The following is a 15,000-nucleotide window of genomic DNA, read 5'->3' on the forward strand; positions in this document are numbered from 1 at the left end:
ATCGAGCGCGGGCGTAAAAGGGAAGGCATGTGCCAGCCCGCCATGACCCCTCCGTTCGTGTCCGTAATGCAATGCTCAGGAAAAAAATGTTAATAAGAGCTATCCGGAAACCGGGCCGCCTGAACGTCCCGGATCGCAACCCTTGCGAAAACAGGGGGAAGGATCGACGATTCCTTTGCCTGATCAAGCATTCGCGCTGGTAGGCGGCCTGGACGACGTCCTTACAGAAGTGAAGGATGTTTTCCCTGTGAAAATCGTGCTCGCGTCGGCCGCGAGGATGAGACAGGCGGCGACGACCGCCGCGACCGTGGGTCAGGGGACGACCAGGGGAACGGCCGGGCTCGCGCCGGGCGCGCCACGAGAGGGCTGCTTCGAAGGACTGCTCACGCTCGCGGACATGAGCGAAGAGGAGCTCTGAGCATCGCCTGGACACGACGTCGCGGCGCGGCCGCTCTCCGGCCCGCGCTCATCGCCGGTCGTCCAGCAGGCGATTCCTGATTCCGGGACGCGAAATTCTCTGGAAATCAGTTTCGGCCGCTCCAAGCCGACTGCAAGTCTCCTCCAAGGAGGATGCGGAAATCTCGGCCGTGACCGATCGGACGAGAAAAGGGGAAACCATGCTCGTGCGTTCCAAGTCCGGCTTTCTTCTTTCGCTGGCAGGCCTTCTCGGGGCGCTGGCACTCGCCGGCGCGACCCCGGCGAACGCCGCCGCGGCCGAAGCCGGAATCGGCCTTACCCTGTACGTATGGGACGTGGACGAGGAGGGAACCTGGAGCAACGGCGACGAAGTCTTCATCAGCGTCGTGCACAACGGATACACTCAGCGCCTCGCCCCGACCAAGGGCACTATCGACGTCAACGAATCCGACGAGGGCCAGCAGGTCGCGATTCCGTCCGCGAATCCCCTCAAGTTTCCGCTGGGCGACAGAGTAACGATCCAGGTATGGGAGGACGACGTCTCAGGGGACGATCTCCTCGCGGAAGCCAGAGACGTCCCCGTCGAGTGCAATCGCCCCTTCAGCGGATTCACCGAAATCGCCAAGCAGAAGTATTACAAGTACTCGTTCGACGGCAAGATCGTCTGTTAGTCCCGCTTCCGGCTCGTCAGGATCCGCGGGTGGTGAGAGCGCGGGACCTCGACGACGTCCCCACCCCGTGGGGCATGCGCACTTCGCGGCGATGACCTGGTCGTGCGCGAGGCGACGGAAACCGAGAGCCCGCGCCGAGTCGGCGGGATCCCCGCCGGCCCGTCGGCGCGGGCTCTTGCGGTCAGTCGGCGGGCCTGAAAACTCGCATCGCCCTTGTGTGGAAGCTGGTGTAGAAGCCGGTGCAGACGTCGAAGCGCCGGGCCCGGAACCGGTGAGGGCGTGCGGGGAAGGCGTGCCGGGCGGCTCCGCGTGCTCGCCCGGCGAACGCCCCGTCAGCGGCCGGCGCTGGAGATGACCTTCTCGGGAACGACGCGTACCGTGATGCGCTGCTCTCCCGGCTGCCGGTAGGGGTAGGTGTCCACCCCGAGGTACTTCTTCGCCAGGCCGTCGATGACCGCGTCCGCGCCGTCGAGCTCCAGCTCGGCGGTGCCCGAGACGCTGACGAAGCGGAAGGCGTTCTGCGGGTCGAGCACGCTGACCGACACCCGGGGGTTGTCGCGCAGGTGCCGCTCCTTCGCCCGCCCCACGGCGGTGTTGAAGACCACTTCGTCTCCGTCGACGTCGACCCACACCACGGTGTTGTGCAGCGATCCGTCCGGCCGGATGGTCGTCACCCAGGCGTGGACCGGTTCCTTCAGCAGGGCTACGGCGTTCTCGTCGAGCTTGCTCATGTGGCTCCTCCTCGGTTCGTCAGCGCTGCCCCCAGATCGACAGCACAGGGCAAGACCACATTCTTCCCCCGAGGATGTGGGACATGATCCGCGCCCTACCGCCGGACCCCCGCACCGCGCTGGCCTAACCGCCCGCCTGAGCCGAGACGGGTTCGGGCGTGGGCATGACGCGCCGGACCTGCTCGCGCACGCGGGGCGCCAGTTCGGTGGTCAGGGGCGCCTTCTCGGTCCGCAGCCGGTTGAGCGCGAGGGCGAGCGCGGTGCCCCACAGCAGGTGTCCCGCCAGCAGCGCGGCCTGACGTCCCGCACGGTCCTTCGGGACGGGCGGGTACGCGCCGATGCTCGGCGCCAGGCCCTGGTAGCCGAAGTACCACACCAGCAACCCGTACGCCGTGCCGATCGGGACGGGCACCCGCTGCCCGGCCGACAGCAGGCCCAGCACCGAACCACAGGAGGAGCCGAACGCGAAGTGCGCGATCGTTCCCAGCACGTTCTCGCCCTTCTTGGGCTTGTCGCGCCCGGGAAGGGTCATCCGTACGAACCGCCGCGGGGGCGGCTCCTCCAGCAGGCCGGCCCTGTCCGCCGCCATCAGCATCGCGCTGTACACGGCCGTCGCGAGCGCGCCGCCGACGGCGCCGTTCACCAGGTTGCGCATCATGAGGAGCCTCTTCCCACCCGGACCGGATCACCTGCCCTCGCGGTGCCCCGTTCTCGGTAAACAATCAAGGTCCCGCCTCGCCGGCACGGACGCAGCGACGGTCACCGGCCGGTGAGTCTGCGGAGAAGCCGGCGGAGGGATCCGGACCGCGACTCGGCGGCAGGCACGGGTTCGGCCTCCCGATCAGGGGTGGCCGCGTGGAGGGGGGCGGCCGCGGAGCCGGGCTCGGTCTGTGCGAGCCGGCAGCCCAACGACATGTAAGCACGCAACTGGTCGTAGTAGATGCGCCCGGTGGCGAACCTGCCGTCTTCCACCGTCCACATCCCGCACCCCGTCCAGGAGACGGGGCGGCCGGTGCCGGGGATCTCGGTGCCATCCGGGAGCAGCATCACTCCCGACTGGCTCCCCGAAGTGACCCATTCGACGGCGATGGTGTCACCGCGGACCCGCATCGTGGTGACCTCGGTCGTCAGGTCGGGCACGGTGGAGAAGAACTGGCCGAAATACCACTCGATCTGTTCGTGCCCCTCGACCATCCCGACGGGGGTCACGATGACGGCATCTGGGTGGAAACAGTCCAGAAGACGCCTCTTGTCGTGCGTGCAGAGTGCCTCCGCGAAAGCGTCATGGATCTCCCGGGAATCGGGCATGGCTCCCCCCTGCCACCCTGCAGGATGTTCCCGCAGGGAAGACCCGCCGGTCTCAACGAGGGGTAAGGCCTTCCCCAACATCAGTAGCGCGACACGGATGGCTGGACGGCGAAGACCGCTGGTTGGCGCTCTTCGGGGAGCGCATCACGTTTTCGGAAGCCGAAGGAATCTGATCCCAAACAGCGCGAGCGCCAGGCTCCCGATTCCATCAGGGGTTCCCGGTGCCGGATTCCGGGGCTCGCGCATGGACCGCAGACGAGAGCCACCGGGGCGACCGGTCCTGGTCGTCGCGGTGGCTCAGGCGGAACAGGTCACCGCATGACGATCGAGGCGAGCAGCTTGTCCCAGTCGGCGAGGAAGCGGTCGAGGTTGTAGCGGGCCAGCGCGGCCGAGCGGGCCGCCTTGCCCGCTTGTACGGCGAGCTCCGGCTCGTTGGCGAACCGGTCGAGCGCGCGCAGCAGCGTGGGCAGCTTGGTCGAGACGACCCCGGCCTCCGGCGGCACCGCCTCCACGGCCTCGGTGGTGGCGAGCGCGACGACCGGCATGCCGACCATCATGGCCTCGATCAGCGACAGCCCGAGCGAGGTCCAGCGGTAGGGGTGCAGGTAGACCCGGCGCCGGGCCAGCTCGGCGTGCATGGCGGCCTGCGGCAGGTCCTCGAACACCTCCATCTCCCCGGCCAGGCCGAGCTTGGACGGCAGGTTCGTGACCTTCATGCCGAACACGTCGAGCGGGGCCGTGGCGGCGAACGTGGGCAGCAGGTCGGTGCCCGCCACCCGCCAGCGCCTGATCGGCTCGTTGACGACCACGCCGGCGCGGGCCAGCTCGCCGGTGTAGAGGTAGCCGGGGTCGACGACGCCGTGCTCGATCACGTGGGTGGGGGCGTGGCCGGAGTCCCAGAACAGGTCGTTGAAGTGGGTGACGTGGACGATCGGGATGTCGCCGCGGTCGGCCAGCGGATGACGGGTCTTGGGCACGTCCCCCGCGGGCGTGTTGTGCTCGACGTAGACGCCCGGCACGTCGCGCCCCAGCCACTCGCGGGCCAGGTCGATCTCGTGCGGCCTCTGGTAGACGACCACGTCGACGTCCTCGCCGGCCAGCCGGTCGTACGGGACCTCCCGCGCGCTGTCGGGCCAGGGATAGGTGTCGGCCCGGCCCCGCCCGTCGGGACCCCGGTCGGGGGTGAGCGGCACCAGATAGTCGTGTCCCCCGTGCACGAAGGAGGTGGTCCACGACCCGTGGACATGCCAGACCATGATCTTCATCGCATCGCTCCCCGTCCGTCGTCTCGTGGACCTTGGAACACCGTGCCTCCCCCGTCGGGCGCTTCACCCACCTGCCCTGGTCATGCCCTCTTCATCCTCAGCTCTGAGCGGAATTCCCCGAGCACCAGATCGAGCGCCGCGGCGAGGTCGGGCGCCACCTCGGGGGCGGCCTCCACCTCCTCCGGCAGCGTCACCGGTGTCGGCACGAGGATTCCCCGTGCGCCGGCGGCGCGGGCCGCCTCCACGTCCCTGCCGATGTCGCCGATCACCACGCAGTCCTCCGGACGGACGCCGAGCCGCCGGGCCGCGCGCAGCACGAGGCCGGGCGCGGGCTTGCGGCAGCCGCAGTGGTCGCCGTCGTCGTGCGGGCATATCTCCCACACGTCGAACGGGCCGAGCAGGGCGTCCACCCGGTCGTTCACGGCGCGCAGGGCCTCCGGGGCGATCAGGCCCCTGGCGACCCCGGACTGGTTGGTCACGATCCCGACCGGGATGCCCTCCGCGCGCAGCCGGTCGAGCGCCTTCCGGGCCCCGGCGACGGGCTCCACCCGCTCGGGATCACTGTTATAAGGAACGTCGTGAATGAGCGTTCCGTCACGGTCGAAAAGCACCGCGGCGGGTGGGCGGGCGGACAGTGGCACGAGCGACCTCCTGCACGAATCGCCCGCCGGGCTACCCGGGGGACAGATCGGCAAACACCGGCCGACAGTTACGCAGAGTAGCAGTTATTGAGTGCATCCCCCACTCACGTCGACTTCTCTACAAAGGAGTGTTTAGAAGCGCTTCTCTCGGTAACCAGACCTCCACTGTGCCACGGAGGGAAACCGATGCGGTTCTTGGGGATAAACGCGATTTTTCATGATCCAGCCGCTGCGCTGGTCGTGGATGGTGAGGTGATCGCCGCAGCAGAGGAAGAGCGCTTCAGCCGTCGCAAGCACGGCAAGCGCCCGGTGCCGTTCGCCGCCTGGGAGCTGCCCGAACTGGCCGCCGCGTGGTGCCTCGAACAGGCCGGGCTGCGGCCCGAGGACCTCGACGGCGTCGCCTACTCCTACGACCCCCAGCTCGTGGTGCCCGGAGGGCCGGGGCAGGACGAGCGCTGGGAGGACCTGCGCACCACCTACGCACACCGCGCCCCCAACTTCCTGGCCACCGCGCTGCCCGGGCTCGATGCCGCCCAGGTGCGTTTCGTCCCCCACCACATCGCGCACGCCGCGTCCGCCGGGCTTGCCGCGCCCTACCGAGAGTCGGCGGTGCTGGTCTGCGACGGCCGCGGCGAGGCCGTCTCGCACCTCGCCGGGCACTACCGGGACGGCGAGCTGACCGTCCTGGCGAGCCAGGCGCTGCCGCACTCCCTCGGGCTGATGTACGAGGACCTCACCCAGCACCTCGGCTTCCTGCGGTCGAGCGACGAGTACAAGGTGATGGCCCTCGCCTCCTACGGCGAGCCGCGCTTCCTGCGCGAGATGCGCGAGCTCGTCTACGCCACGGGCGACGGCGGCTTCCGGGTCGAGCCGATCGACTGGAGTGTCTACGCCAAGGCGCTCGGCAAGGGCGAGAAGTGGACGGCCGACCACGCCGACCTCGCCGCGAGCGTGCAGGCCCGCCTGGAGGAGGTGCTGCTCGATCTCGCCACGTGGCTGCACGAGCGCACCGGCGCCCGCTATCTCACGATGGCCGGAGGAGTGGCGCTCAACTGCGTGGCGAACACCCGTCTGTTCGCCGAGGGCCCGTTCGAGGAGGTGTGGGTGCAGCCCGCGGCGGGCGACTCGGGCACCGCGCTCGGGGGAGCGCTGCACCTCGCGCAGGCCAACGGCGACCCCGTGACGCCGATGCCCGGCGCCGACCTCGGGCGCGGCTGGAGCGACGAGGAGCTGGGTGCCTGGCTCGACGTGGCGCGGGTGCCGTACGAGCGCCCCGCCGACCTCGCCGCGACCGTCGCCGCCGAGCTCGCGGCCGACCGCGTGATCGCCTGGTTCCAGGGACGCGCCGAGTACGGCCCGCGCGCGCTCGGCCGCCGCTCGCTGCTCGCCCACCCCGGCAACCCCCGCAACACCGAGCGGCTCAACGACGTGAAGGGCCGCGAGCAGTTCCGTCCCATCGCCCCGATGGTGCTGGCGGAACGCGCCCCCATGATCTTCGGCAGGGGCCCGATGTCGAGCCCGTACATGCTGTTCGTCCACGACGTGCGGCCGGAGTGCGCGACCGCATCCCCGCGGTGGTGCACGTCGACGGCACGGCCCGGATCCAGACCGTCGAGCGCGGCCGCGACCCGTTGCTGGCCCGGCTGCTCGAGGAGTTCGAGGCGCGCACCGGGCTGCCGGTGGTGGTCAACACGAGCCTCAACACGGCCGGCGCCGATGGTGGACGACCCGCGCGACGCGCTGGAGTGCTTCGGCTCGGCCCCGGTGGACGTGCTCGTCCTCGGTCCGTACGTCGTGCGCAGGGGGGCGGTGTTCGCCGGATGACGACTGAGATGACCCGGGAGACGAACCCGGCTCCCACCGGGGAGCCGCACCAAGGAACGGGGCCGGCGGTCACGGTCGTCATCCCGACGATCGGGCGGCCGAGCCTGGCCGCCACCCTCGCCGCGGTCGGTTCCGGTCCCGAGATTCTCGTGGTGGACGACCGGCCGGGGGAGAGCCTGGAGCCGTTGCCGGTGCCCGACCACGTACGCGTGCTCAGGTCGGGCGGGCGTGGCCCGGCCGCCGCGCGCAACGCCGGATGGCGGGCCGCGACGACGCCGTGGGTGGTGTTCCTCGACGACGACGTGGTGCCGGGCCCTGGCTGGGTCCGCGCGCTGACGGAGGACCTCGCCCGCCTGCCCGAGGACGTCGGCGGGAGCCAGGGACGGCTGGAGGTGCCGCTGCCGGCGGGCCGCCGCCCGACCGACGCCGAGCGCAACACCGCAGGGCTGGCCGACGCCGACTGGATCACCGCCGACATGGCCTACCGCAAGACGGCCCTGGAGGCGGCCGGCGGGTTCGACGAGCGCTTTCCCGGGGCGTACCGGGAGGACGCCGACATCGCGCTGCGGGTCGAGCAGGCCGGGTTCGCCCTGGTGAAGGGCGAACGCCTGACCCGCCACCCGGTGCGCGACGACGGCTTCTGGTCCAGCGTGCGCTTCCAGCGCGGCAACGCGTCCGACGCGCTCATGCGCCACGTGCACGGCCGCGACTGGCGGGCGGCCATCGGCGGCCATCCGGGCAGGCTCAGGCGGCACGCCCTCACCACCGGCATGGGCCTGCTCGCGCTCACGCTCGCCGCGACCGGGGGGCGCCGGAGGCGACTGGCCGCCGCCGCGGGACTGGCCTGGCTCGGCCTCACCGCCGAGTTCGCCTGGGCGCGCATCGCCCCCGGCCCGCGTACGCCGGAGGAGATCGCGCGCATGGCGGTGACCAGCGTGGTCATCCCTCCGGTGGCCTGCGCGCACCGGATCAGGGGCGAGGTGAAGGTACGGACGGGCAAGACGGGGAGGCGCTCGTGATCGGGACCGCTCTGGTGGTGCGGCCCGACAACGCGGGCGACGTGCTGCTCGCGGGGCCCGCCGTGCGCGCCGTCGCCGCCGGGGCGCGGGAGGTCGTGATGCTCGCCGGCCCGTACGGCAGGGCCGCGGCCGAACTCCTGCCCGGCGTCGACCGCGTCCTGGAGTGGCGCGCCCCGTGGATCGACCCCGACCGGATGCCGATGACCTCCGAGCACGCGGCCCGCCTGGTGGAGCAGGTCCGCGCCGTCGGCCCGGACGTGGCCGTCGTCTTCACGTCCTTCCACCAGTCGGCGCTGCCGACGGCCCTGCTGCTGCGGCTGGCAGGCGTGCCGCGGATCGCCGCGATCAGCGAGGACTACCCCGGCTCCCTGCTCGACGTGCGTCACGTCGTGGACGAGAGCGTGGACGTCCCCGAGCCGGAGCGGATGCTCGGCCTCGCCCGCGCCGCCGGCTTCGACCTCCCGCCGGGCGACGACGGGCGGCTCGCCGTGCGCGGTCCGCTGCCGGACGTGGAGCACCTCACGGGCCCGCCCGGCTACGTGGTGGTGCATCCCGGCACGACCGCGCCGGCGAGGGCCTGGCCCGCCGAGCGCTGGGCGGAGGCGGTCGAGGCGCTGCTGGCCGCGGGCGAGCGGGTCGTCGTCACCGGCAGCCCGGGCGAGCGGGCGCTGACCGCGATCGTCTCCGGCCCCGCGCTCGGCTCCGGTTTCGCGCTCGATCTGGGCGGGGCGACCACGTTCCCCGAGCTGGCCGCCGTGCTGGCCGGGGCGTCGGCGGTGGTCGCCGCCAACACCGGCCCCGCCCACCTCGCGGCGGCCGTCGGCACGCCGGTGGTCAGCCTGTTCGCGCCGGTCGTGCCCGCCGCCCGCTGGGCGCCGTACGGCGTGCCCACGGTGGTGCTCGGCGATCAGAACGCCCCCTGCCGGGGGAGCAGAGCGCGAATCTGCCCCGTGCCCGGCCATCCGTGCCTGACCTCGGTCGGCGGGGCGCAGGTGGTCGACGCGGTGCGCCGCCTCGCCGCGGTCGACGAGGCCGTGAAGGAGGTGGTGCCATGAGGATCGCCCTGGTGTCGGAGCACGCCAGCCCGCTGGCGACCCTCGGCGGTGTGGACGCCGGCGGGCAGAACGTGCACGTCGCGGCGCTGGCCCTGGCCCTGGCGGAACGGGGCAACGAGGTCGTCGTGCACACGCGGCGGACCTCCCCCGACCAGCCGGACGTCGTGCCCATGGCGCCCGGCGTCACCGTCGAGCACGTGCCGGCCGGGCCCGCGGAGCCGCTGCCCAAGGACGAACTGCTGCCGCACATACCCGAGTTCGGGGCGCACCTGGCCCGCACCTGGAAGGCCGAGCCGCCCGACGTGGCGCACGCGCACTTCTGGATGAGCGGGCTGGCCACGCTGACGGCGGCGGAGCCTCTTCACATCCCGGTCGTGCAGACCTACCACGCGCTCGGCACCGTGAAGCGGCGCTGGCAGGGCGAGGCCGACACCAGCCCGCCGGGCCGGATCGCGATCGAGCGCGACATCGGCCGCCGGGCGGTCGCGGTCATCGCGACCTGCTCCGACGAGGTGGGGGAACTCGTCGCGATGGGGGTGCCGCGCGACCGGATCAGGGTCGTGCCGTGCGGCGTCGACCTCGGCCTGTTCCGCCCGGACGGCCCGGCCGCCCCGCGTGCCGACCGGCCCCGGGTGCTGAGCATCGGGCGCATGGTGCCGCGCAAGGGGGTGGACACCGTCGTCCGCGCCATGCGGCAGCTGCCCGGCGCCGAACTCGTCGTCGCGGGCGGCGACCCGGGCGACGAGGAGAGCACGCGGCTGCGCACGCTCGCCGACGGCCTCGGCCTCGGCGACCGGGTCCGGCTGATCGGCAGCGTGAGCCGGGCCGAGGTGCCGGCCCTCATGCGCTCCGCGGACGTCCTGGTGACCGTCCCGTGGTACGAGCCGTTCGGAATGGTGCCCCTGGAGGCCCTGGCCTGCGGGGTGCCGGTGGTCGCCTCGGCGGTCGGCGGCCACCTCGACACCGTCGCGGGATGCGGCGTGCTCGTGCCGCCCCCGGCGGCCGCGCGCGCTGTCCCCGCGCGCTCGGCGACCTGCTGACCCGGCCCGGCGTGCGGGCGGCGCTGTCGGCCGCCGGGGTCCGGCGGGCTCGCGCCCGCTACGGCTGGCCCAGGATCGCCGAGCAGACCGAGTCCGTGTACCGAAACCTGGTCGGCGGGTGCCTGGGCACCCTCGCCGCCGCGGGAGGCTGAGCGATGCATCCTCATCTGGCCCGGCTGAGCACCGCGCTGACGGCGGTGGACCCGGAGACGCCCAAGATCCACGCCTGGGGCTACAAGCTCGCGGCCGTGCTGAGCGGCGGCGGGCGGCTGCTCGCCTGCGGCAACGGCGGTTCCGCCGCGGAGGCGCAGCACCTGACCGCCGAACTGGTCGGGCGCTACCGCGCCGACCGGCGGCCGTACGCCGCGATCCCGCTGCACGGCGACACCTCGTCCCTGACCGCCATCGGCAACGACTTCGGCATGGCCGAGCTGTACGCCCGGCAGGTGCGGGCGCACGGCCGCCCCGGCGACGTGCTGATGTGCCTGTCGACCAGCGGGACGAGCCGCAACGTGACCGAGGCGGCCGAGGCCGGGCGCGAGTGCGGCCTGACGACCTGGGCGCTGACCGGCCCCGGGCCGAACCCGCTCGCCGAGCTGTGCGACGAGGCCCTGACCGTGCCCGCGGACGACACCGCGACCATCCAGGAGGTGCATCTCACGGTGATCCACATGCTCTGTGACGTGATCGAGAAGGCCGTCGCGTGAGCGGACCACTCGTCATCGTCGGACGACTCCCTGCTCGACGTCGACGTCGAGGGCACGGCCGACCGGCTGTGCCCCGACGCCCCCGTCCCCGTCGTGGAGGAGCAGGCGGAGCACCACCGGCCCGGCGGCGCGGGGCTCGCGGCGCTGCTGGCCGCCCGCGACGGCACGCGGGTCGTCCTGATCACCGCCATGGGCGACGATCCCTCCGGCCGCTGCCTCGAGGGCCTGCTGTCGCCTTCCGTCGAGATCGTGCGGCTGCCGCTGCGCGGCACGACCGTGCGCAAGACGCGGGTGCGCGCCCGCGGGCAGACGCTGGTCAGGATCGACACCGGTGACGGCAGGGCGATGGGGCGGCCCGGCCAGGTCGCCTCCGCCTCGGCGTTCGCCCGCGCGGCCGACGCCCTCGCCTCGGCGAGCGCGGTCCTGGTCGCCGACTACGGGCGCGGCGTGGCCGACCTGCTGCGTGAGCGCTGCGCGGGCTCGACGTGCCCTTGGTCTGGGACCCCCCACCCCCGGGGGTCGCTGCCCGTGCCGGGATGCGCGCTGGTCACGCCCAGCGAGGCCGAGGCCCGCGGAATGTGCGAGGAGCCGTACGTCTCGCCGGAGCGCACCGCCCGCAGGCTGGTGCGCGACCTCGACGCCGAGGCCGTCGCGATCACGCTGGGCGAGCGCGGCGCGATGCTGGCCCGCCGCGGCGGCAGGTTCGGGCCGGTCCCCGTCCCGCACGTGGCGGCCGGAACGGACGCCTGCGGCGCGGCGACCGCTTCGCCGCGGCGGCGGCGCTCGCCCTGGCGGACGGCGCGTCCACCGAGGACGCCGTCGCCCGCGCGGTCGGCGAGGCCACCAGGTTCGTGGAGGAGGGCGGGCCGCCGCGCTGCGCCTGCCGCGCCCTGCCGCCGAGTCGCCGGTGCCGTTCGGGCCGGCGCGTCCGCCTTCGAGGTGGCCGCCGCCGTACGCGCCGCGGGGGGGCCGCCTGATCGCGACCGGCGGGTGTTTCGACCTGCTGCACGCCGGGCATGTGAGCCTGCTGCGGCGGGCCCGGGCGTTAGGCGACGCCTTGGTGGTCTGCGTGAACTCCGACGACTCGATCCGGCGTCTCAAGGGACCGAGCAGGCCGTTGGTGAGCGAGCGCGACCGGGTCGAGGTGCTGCGCGCGCTCGGCTGCGTGGACGCGGTGACGGTCTTCGACGAGGACACGCCGTCGCGGGTCATCGAGCGCCTGTGCCCGGACGTGTGGGTGAAGGGCGGCGACTACGACGAGCGGTCGATGCCGGAGGCCGAGGCCGTACGCCGGGCCGGCGGGGAGGTCGTCATCCTGCCGACCGTGCCCGGCTACTCCACCACCGGCCTGATCGCCGCCGCCCGAGCCGCTTCGTGACTTCGGCCGCCTACTGAAAGGGATTCACCTCAATGGTGGGAAACGTATTGATCACCGGTGGCGCGTCCGGCCTGGGCCGGGCCACCGCAATGGCGGTCGCCAAGGCCGGCGGACGGCCGCTGGTCGTCGACGTCAACGAGCCGGACGGCGGGTTCGACCACGTGCGGGCCGACCTGGCCGACCGCGAGCAGGCCGAACGGGCCGTGCGCGAGCTCGCCGACCGGGCGGGCGGGCTCGACGGCGTCGTGACGGCGGCGGGCGTCGACGCCTGCGGCGGCTGGAGGACGTGGCCGCCGAGCAGTGGGGAACGGGTGATCGGGGTCAACCTGCTCGGGACGGCCGCGGTGGTCCGGGCGGCCCTGCCCTACCTGCGCCGGTCGGGAGGCAAGGTCGTCACCGTCGCCTCCACGCTCGGGGTGCGGGCGCTCAGCGACGCGACGGCCTACTGCGCCTCGAAGTTCGGGGTGGTGGGCTTCACCCGGGCCCTGGCGGCCGAACTGGCGGGGCAGGTGGGGGTGACCCTGCTGATCCCCGGCGGCATGCAGACGAACTTCTTCAACGACCGTCCCGACCAGTACAAGCCCGGCCCCGACGCCCGGCTGAACCAGCCGGAGGACGTCGCCTCGGCGATCCTGTTCGCGCTCGGCCAGCCGCAGGGCTGTGAGGTCAGGGAACTGGTCGTGTGCGCCTCCACGGAGACGTCATGGCCCTAGAAGATCCGCAAAGACCGGTGCTGCTCGCCCTGCGCGGGCTCGGGCTCGGCGATCTGCTGACGTCGGTGCCCGCGTTGCGGGCGCTGCGGCGGGCGCACCCGGAGCACCACTTCGTGCTGGCCACCCCGGCCTACCTCGGCGGGCTGCTGCCGCTGATCGGCGGCGTCGATGAGCTGCTCGACGTGTCCGGCCCGGGGCCGGTGCCGTACGAGTCGCCGGACGTCGCGGTCAACCTGCACGGCAGCGGCCCGGAGAGCATCCAGGCGCTGCGCCGCACACGGCCGGGCCGCCTGCTCACGCACGCCCACCACCTGGTGCCGGGCCCGGACGGCCGCCCTGGGAGCCGGAGACGCACGAGAGGCGGCGGTGGTGCTCGCTGCTGGAGTGGTACGGCATCCCGGCCGACCCGGAGGACCTGGCGCTGGGCGACCCTGGGCCGAGCCCGCTCGCCGGCGGCGAGGTGATCATCCATCCGGGAGCGGCGTTCCGGGCGCGGCAGTGGCCGCCGGACCGCTTCGCCCAGGTCGCGGCCGAACTGGCCGGGCAGGGCCACCGGGTCGTCGTCACCGGCGGCGTGACCGAGATCGCGCTCGCCCGGCACGTGGCCGCGCTCGCTGGCCTGCCGGAGGAGTCCGTGCTGGCCGGCCGTACGAACCTGCCCGAGCTCGCCGCGCTGACGGCGCACGCGGCGCTCGTCGTCTGCGGCGACACGGGCATGTCGCACCTGGCCACCGCCGTCGGCACGCCCTCGGTCATCCTGTACGGCCCGGTGCCGCCCGCGCTGTGGGGGCCGCCGCCGGGCCGCCCGCACATCGCGCTGTGGGCCGGGCGCAGGGGCGATCCGCACGGCGACCGGCCGTCGGAGGGGCTGCTGGAGATCGGAGTGCCCGAGGTGCTCGACGCGGTCAGGAGGTTGCGAGGAGTGGGAGTGCGGTGAAGGGGTCCCGTGTCGTGGTCACCGGGGGAGCCGGGTTCCTCGGCTCCTACCTGTGCGGGCGGTTGGTGGAGCGCGGTGCGGCGGTCGTCTGCCTGGACAACTTCCTCACCGGGTCGCCGCGCAACGTGGAGCACCTGATCGGGCGGCCGGCGTTCCGGCTCGTGGAATGCGACCTCACCGGGTTCGTCCACGTGCCGGGCCAGGTCGACCTGGTGCTGCACTTCGCCTCGGCCGCGTCCCCCGCCGACTACCTGCGTCATCCGATCGAGACGCTGAAGGTCGGCAGCATGGGGACGCTGCACGCCCTCGGGCTCGCCGCAGAGAAGGGCGCGCGGTTCGTCCTCGCCTCCACCAGTGAGGTGTACGGCGATCCGCTGGAACACCCGCAGAAGGAGACGTACTGGGGCAACGTCAACCCGGTCGGGCCGCGCAGCGTATACGACGAGGCCAAGCGATTCGCCGAGTCGCTGACCACGGCCTACCGCAACTCGCGGGGTGCCGACACCGGGATCGTGCGGATCTTCAACACGTACGGCCCGCGGATGCGGCCGCACGACGGCCGGGCGATCCCCACGTTCATCCGTCAGGCGCTGCTCGGTGAACCGATCACCGTGACCGGCGACGGCAGCCAGACGCGGTCGATCTGCTACGTGGACGACACGATCGACGGCGTGCTCGCGCTGGCCGAGAGCGACTTCGCCGGGCCGGTGAACATCGGCAACCCGGCCGAGATGTCGATGGCGGAGCTGGCGGAGACGATCCGCGACCTGGCGGGCTCGTCCTCCCCGATCCGGTTCGTCGAGCGGCCGGTCGACGACCCCGCCGTCCGCCGTCCCGACACCTCGCTCGCCGAGGAACGGCTCGGCTGGCGTCCGCGCGTCGACCCCGTCACCGGCCTGCGCCGTACGATCGACTGGTTCGAAAAGGAGCTCACCTCCTACTCCGTCGCCTCCTGACCCCGCCGCCCCGGACCTTCGGGGCGGCGACAGGCGTCTTGTTGGGGCTCAGTTCATTCCTGTCCCCTTCGGGGCGGTGCTGACGCCCTGCTCCTGGAACAGCTTGTACAGGTGCCGGATGGAGATGTGGTGTGCCGCAGCGATCATCTCCGCGTCCAGATCCGGATATCGCCGAGCCGCTGCTCGGGGTTCAGGCATGCCAGTCAACCAAAGGGACTTCACGAAAGCCGGTGAAGGTCAGTCACGAGGGACCCGTGAATGGACACGCTGACGGCACCGAATGTGATGCGAATCACTACTGATGGACCCTTCACGGACAGGGGACAGTGTTTGAAATC

17 protein-coding genes and 2 pseudogenes are annotated in these 15,000 nt (G+C 72.6%); 14 read left to right on the top strand and 5 right to left on the bottom strand.

Annotated elements, in window-relative coordinates; genetic code table 11:
- The first annotated feature begins 247 nt into the window (after positions 1-247).
- Together B1L11_RS46975 and B1L11_RS20125 are read left to right on the top strand one after the other, a co-directional pair.
- Positions 248-418 (top strand): hypothetical protein, encoded by a 171-nt coding sequence (locus tag B1L11_RS46975; protein WP_179155238.1) that lies wholly within the window; start codon positions 248-250, stop codon positions 416-418.
- 199 nt (positions 419-617) lie between these two features.
- Positions 618-1,088 carry a hypothetical protein gene (locus B1L11_RS20125; protein WP_079315915.1) on the top strand — a complete coding sequence of 157 codons (471 nt, stop codon included), beginning with the start codon at positions 618-620 and terminating at the stop codon, positions 1,086-1,088.
- 332 nt (positions 1,089-1,420) lie between these two features.
- On the opposite strand, the gene B1L11_RS20130 is transcribed toward B1L11_RS20125, so the two are convergent.
- The 5 genes from B1L11_RS20130 to B1L11_RS20150 all read right to left on the bottom strand — a co-directional run bounded on the left by B1L11_RS20130 (position 1,421) and on the right by B1L11_RS20150 (position 5,033).
- Positions 1,421-1,819 carry a PPOX class F420-dependent oxidoreductase gene (locus B1L11_RS20130; RefSeq protein WP_079315916.1) on the bottom strand — a complete coding sequence of 133 codons (399 nt, stop codon included), beginning with the start codon at positions 1,817-1,819 and terminating at the stop codon, positions 1,421-1,423.
- Between the two features lie 124 nt (positions 1,820-1,943).
- Positions 1,944-2,477: a DUF6789 family protein gene (locus tag B1L11_RS20135; RefSeq protein ID WP_179155239.1), complete on the bottom strand. Its 534-nt coding sequence runs from the start codon at positions 2,475-2,477 to the stop codon at positions 1,944-1,946.
- 101 nt (positions 2,478-2,578) lie between these two features.
- Positions 2,579-3,208: an ester cyclase gene (locus B1L11_RS20140; RefSeq protein WP_079315917.1), complete on the bottom strand. Its 630-nt coding sequence runs from the start codon at positions 3,206-3,208 to the stop codon at positions 2,579-2,581.
- A gap of 230 nt (positions 3,209-3,438) precedes the next feature.
- Positions 3,439-4,392, bottom strand: a complete 954-nt coding sequence (locus tag B1L11_RS20145) for a glycosyltransferase (RefSeq protein ID WP_079315918.1) — start codon at positions 4,390-4,392, stop codon at positions 3,439-3,441.
- A gap of 80 nt (positions 4,393-4,472) precedes the next feature.
- The gene (locus B1L11_RS20150; RefSeq protein ID WP_239108815.1) at positions 4,473-5,033 is read right to left on the bottom strand and encodes an HAD-IIIA family hydrolase; all 561 of its coding nucleotides are present in this window, start codon (positions 5,031-5,033) and stop codon (positions 4,473-4,475) included.
- Between the two features lie 186 nt (positions 5,034-5,219).
- Here B1L11_RS20150 and B1L11_RS20155 point away from each other — a divergent pair.
- The 12 genes and pseudogenes from B1L11_RS20155 (at position 5,220) to B1L11_RS20195 (ending at position 14,662) form a co-directional block, all read left to right on the top strand.
- A pseudogene (locus B1L11_RS20155) lies at positions 5,220-6,857 on the top strand (carbamoyltransferase).
- On the top strand, positions 6,854-7,876 hold the full coding sequence (locus B1L11_RS20160) for a glycosyltransferase family 2 protein (protein ID WP_256862727.1): 1,023 nt from the start codon (positions 6,854-6,856) through the stop codon (positions 7,874-7,876). The pseudogene B1L11_RS20155 and the gene B1L11_RS20160 overlap by 4 nt, the downstream one beginning before the upstream one ends.
- Positions 7,873-8,931 carry a glycosyltransferase family 9 protein gene (locus B1L11_RS20165; RefSeq protein WP_079315920.1) on the top strand — a complete coding sequence of 353 codons (1,059 nt, stop codon included), beginning with the start codon at positions 7,873-7,875 and terminating at the stop codon, positions 8,929-8,931. Before B1L11_RS20160 ends, B1L11_RS20165 begins: the two co-directional genes overlap by 4 nt.
- Complete coding sequence (locus B1L11_RS20170; RefSeq protein WP_218671208.1) at positions 8,928-9,971, top strand: glycosyltransferase; 1,044 nt, start codon at positions 8,928-8,930, stop codon at positions 9,969-9,971. The genes B1L11_RS20165 and B1L11_RS20170 overlap by 4 nt, the downstream gene beginning before the upstream one ends.
- Positions 9,905-10,123, top strand: a complete 219-nt coding sequence (locus B1L11_RS48435; RefSeq protein WP_218671209.1) for a hypothetical protein — start codon at positions 9,905-9,907, stop codon at positions 10,121-10,123. Before B1L11_RS20170 ends, B1L11_RS48435 begins: the two co-directional genes overlap by 67 nt.
- A gap of 3 nt (positions 10,124-10,126) precedes the next feature.
- Positions 10,127-10,678: an SIS domain-containing protein gene (locus B1L11_RS20175; protein ID WP_030512289.1), complete on the top strand. Its 552-nt coding sequence runs from the start codon at positions 10,127-10,129 to the stop codon at positions 10,676-10,678.
- 93 nt (positions 10,679-10,771) lie between these two features.
- Positions 10,772-11,350, top strand: a pseudogene (locus B1L11_RS51390) (PfkB family carbohydrate kinase); the annotation flags it as partial.
- A gap of 235 nt (positions 11,351-11,585) precedes the next feature.
- Entirely contained in the window at positions 11,586-12,056 is a 471-nt protein-coding gene (rfaE2, locus tag B1L11_RS51395; protein ID WP_256862728.1) for a D-glycero-beta-D-manno-heptose 1-phosphate adenylyltransferase, read from the top strand.
- Between the two features lie 32 nt (positions 12,057-12,088).
- Entirely contained in the window at positions 12,089-12,769 is a 681-nt protein-coding gene (locus B1L11_RS20185) for an SDR family oxidoreductase (protein WP_079315921.1), read from the top strand.
- The gene (locus tag B1L11_RS51400) at positions 12,760-13,233 is read left to right on the top strand and encodes a hypothetical protein (protein ID WP_256862729.1); all 474 of its coding nucleotides are present in this window, start codon (positions 12,760-12,762) and stop codon (positions 13,231-13,233) included. The genes B1L11_RS20185 and B1L11_RS51400 overlap by 10 nt, the downstream gene beginning before the upstream one ends.
- Positions 13,230-13,706: a glycosyltransferase family 9 protein gene (locus tag B1L11_RS51405; protein ID WP_256862730.1), complete on the top strand. Its 477-nt coding sequence runs from the start codon at positions 13,230-13,232 to the stop codon at positions 13,704-13,706. The genes B1L11_RS51400 and B1L11_RS51405 overlap by 4 nt, the downstream gene beginning before the upstream one ends.
- Positions 13,703-14,662 (top strand): UDP-glucuronic acid decarboxylase family protein, encoded by a 960-nt coding sequence (locus tag B1L11_RS20195; RefSeq protein ID WP_079315922.1) that lies wholly within the window; start codon positions 13,703-13,705, stop codon positions 14,660-14,662. Before B1L11_RS51405 ends, B1L11_RS20195 begins: the two co-directional genes overlap by 4 nt.
- Positions 14,663-15,000: the final 338 nt, after the last annotated feature.

The sequence above is a fragment of the Microbispora sp. GKU 823 genome, from assembly GCF_002027145.1.
Taxonomy (GTDB): domain Bacteria; phylum Actinomycetota; class Actinomycetes; order Streptosporangiales; family Streptosporangiaceae; genus Microbispora; species Microbispora siamensis.

Coding starts and splice junctions, on each gene's coding strand:
- B1L11_RS20160 (WP_256862727.1), top strand. CDS start 6,854: ATGACGACTGAGATGACCCGGGAGACGAACCCGGCTCCCACCGGGGAG.
- B1L11_RS20140 (WP_079315917.1), bottom strand. CDS start 3,208: ATGTTGGGGAAGGCCTTACCCCTCGTTGAGACCGGCGGGTCTTCCCTG.
- B1L11_RS20145 (WP_079315918.1), bottom strand. CDS start 4,392: ATGAAGATCATGGTCTGGCATGTCCACGGGTCGTGGACCACCTCCTTC.
- B1L11_RS20125 (WP_079315915.1), top strand. CDS start 618: ATGCTCGTGCGTTCCAAGTCCGGCTTTCTTCTTTCGCTGGCAGGCCTT.
- B1L11_RS20135 (WP_179155239.1), bottom strand. CDS start 2,477: ATGATGCGCAACCTGGTGAACGGCGCCGTCGGCGGCGCGCTCGCGACG.
- B1L11_RS48435 (WP_218671209.1), top strand. CDS start 9,905: ATGCGGCGTGCTCGTGCCGCCCCCGGCGGCCGCGCGCGCTGTCCCCGC.
- B1L11_RS20175 (WP_030512289.1), top strand. CDS start 10,127: ATGCATCCTCATCTGGCCCGGCTGAGCACCGCGCTGACGGCGGTGGAC.
- B1L11_RS20130 (WP_079315916.1), bottom strand. CDS start 1,819: ATGAGCAAGCTCGACGAGAACGCCGTAGCCCTGCTGAAGGAACCGGTC.
- B1L11_RS20185 (WP_079315921.1), top strand. CDS start 12,089: ATGGTGGGAAACGTATTGATCACCGGTGGCGCGTCCGGCCTGGGCCGG.
- B1L11_RS51400 (WP_256862729.1), top strand. CDS start 12,760: ATGGCCCTAGAAGATCCGCAAAGACCGGTGCTGCTCGCCCTGCGCGGG.
- B1L11_RS20170 (WP_218671208.1), top strand. CDS start 8,928: ATGAGGATCGCCCTGGTGTCGGAGCACGCCAGCCCGCTGGCGACCCTC.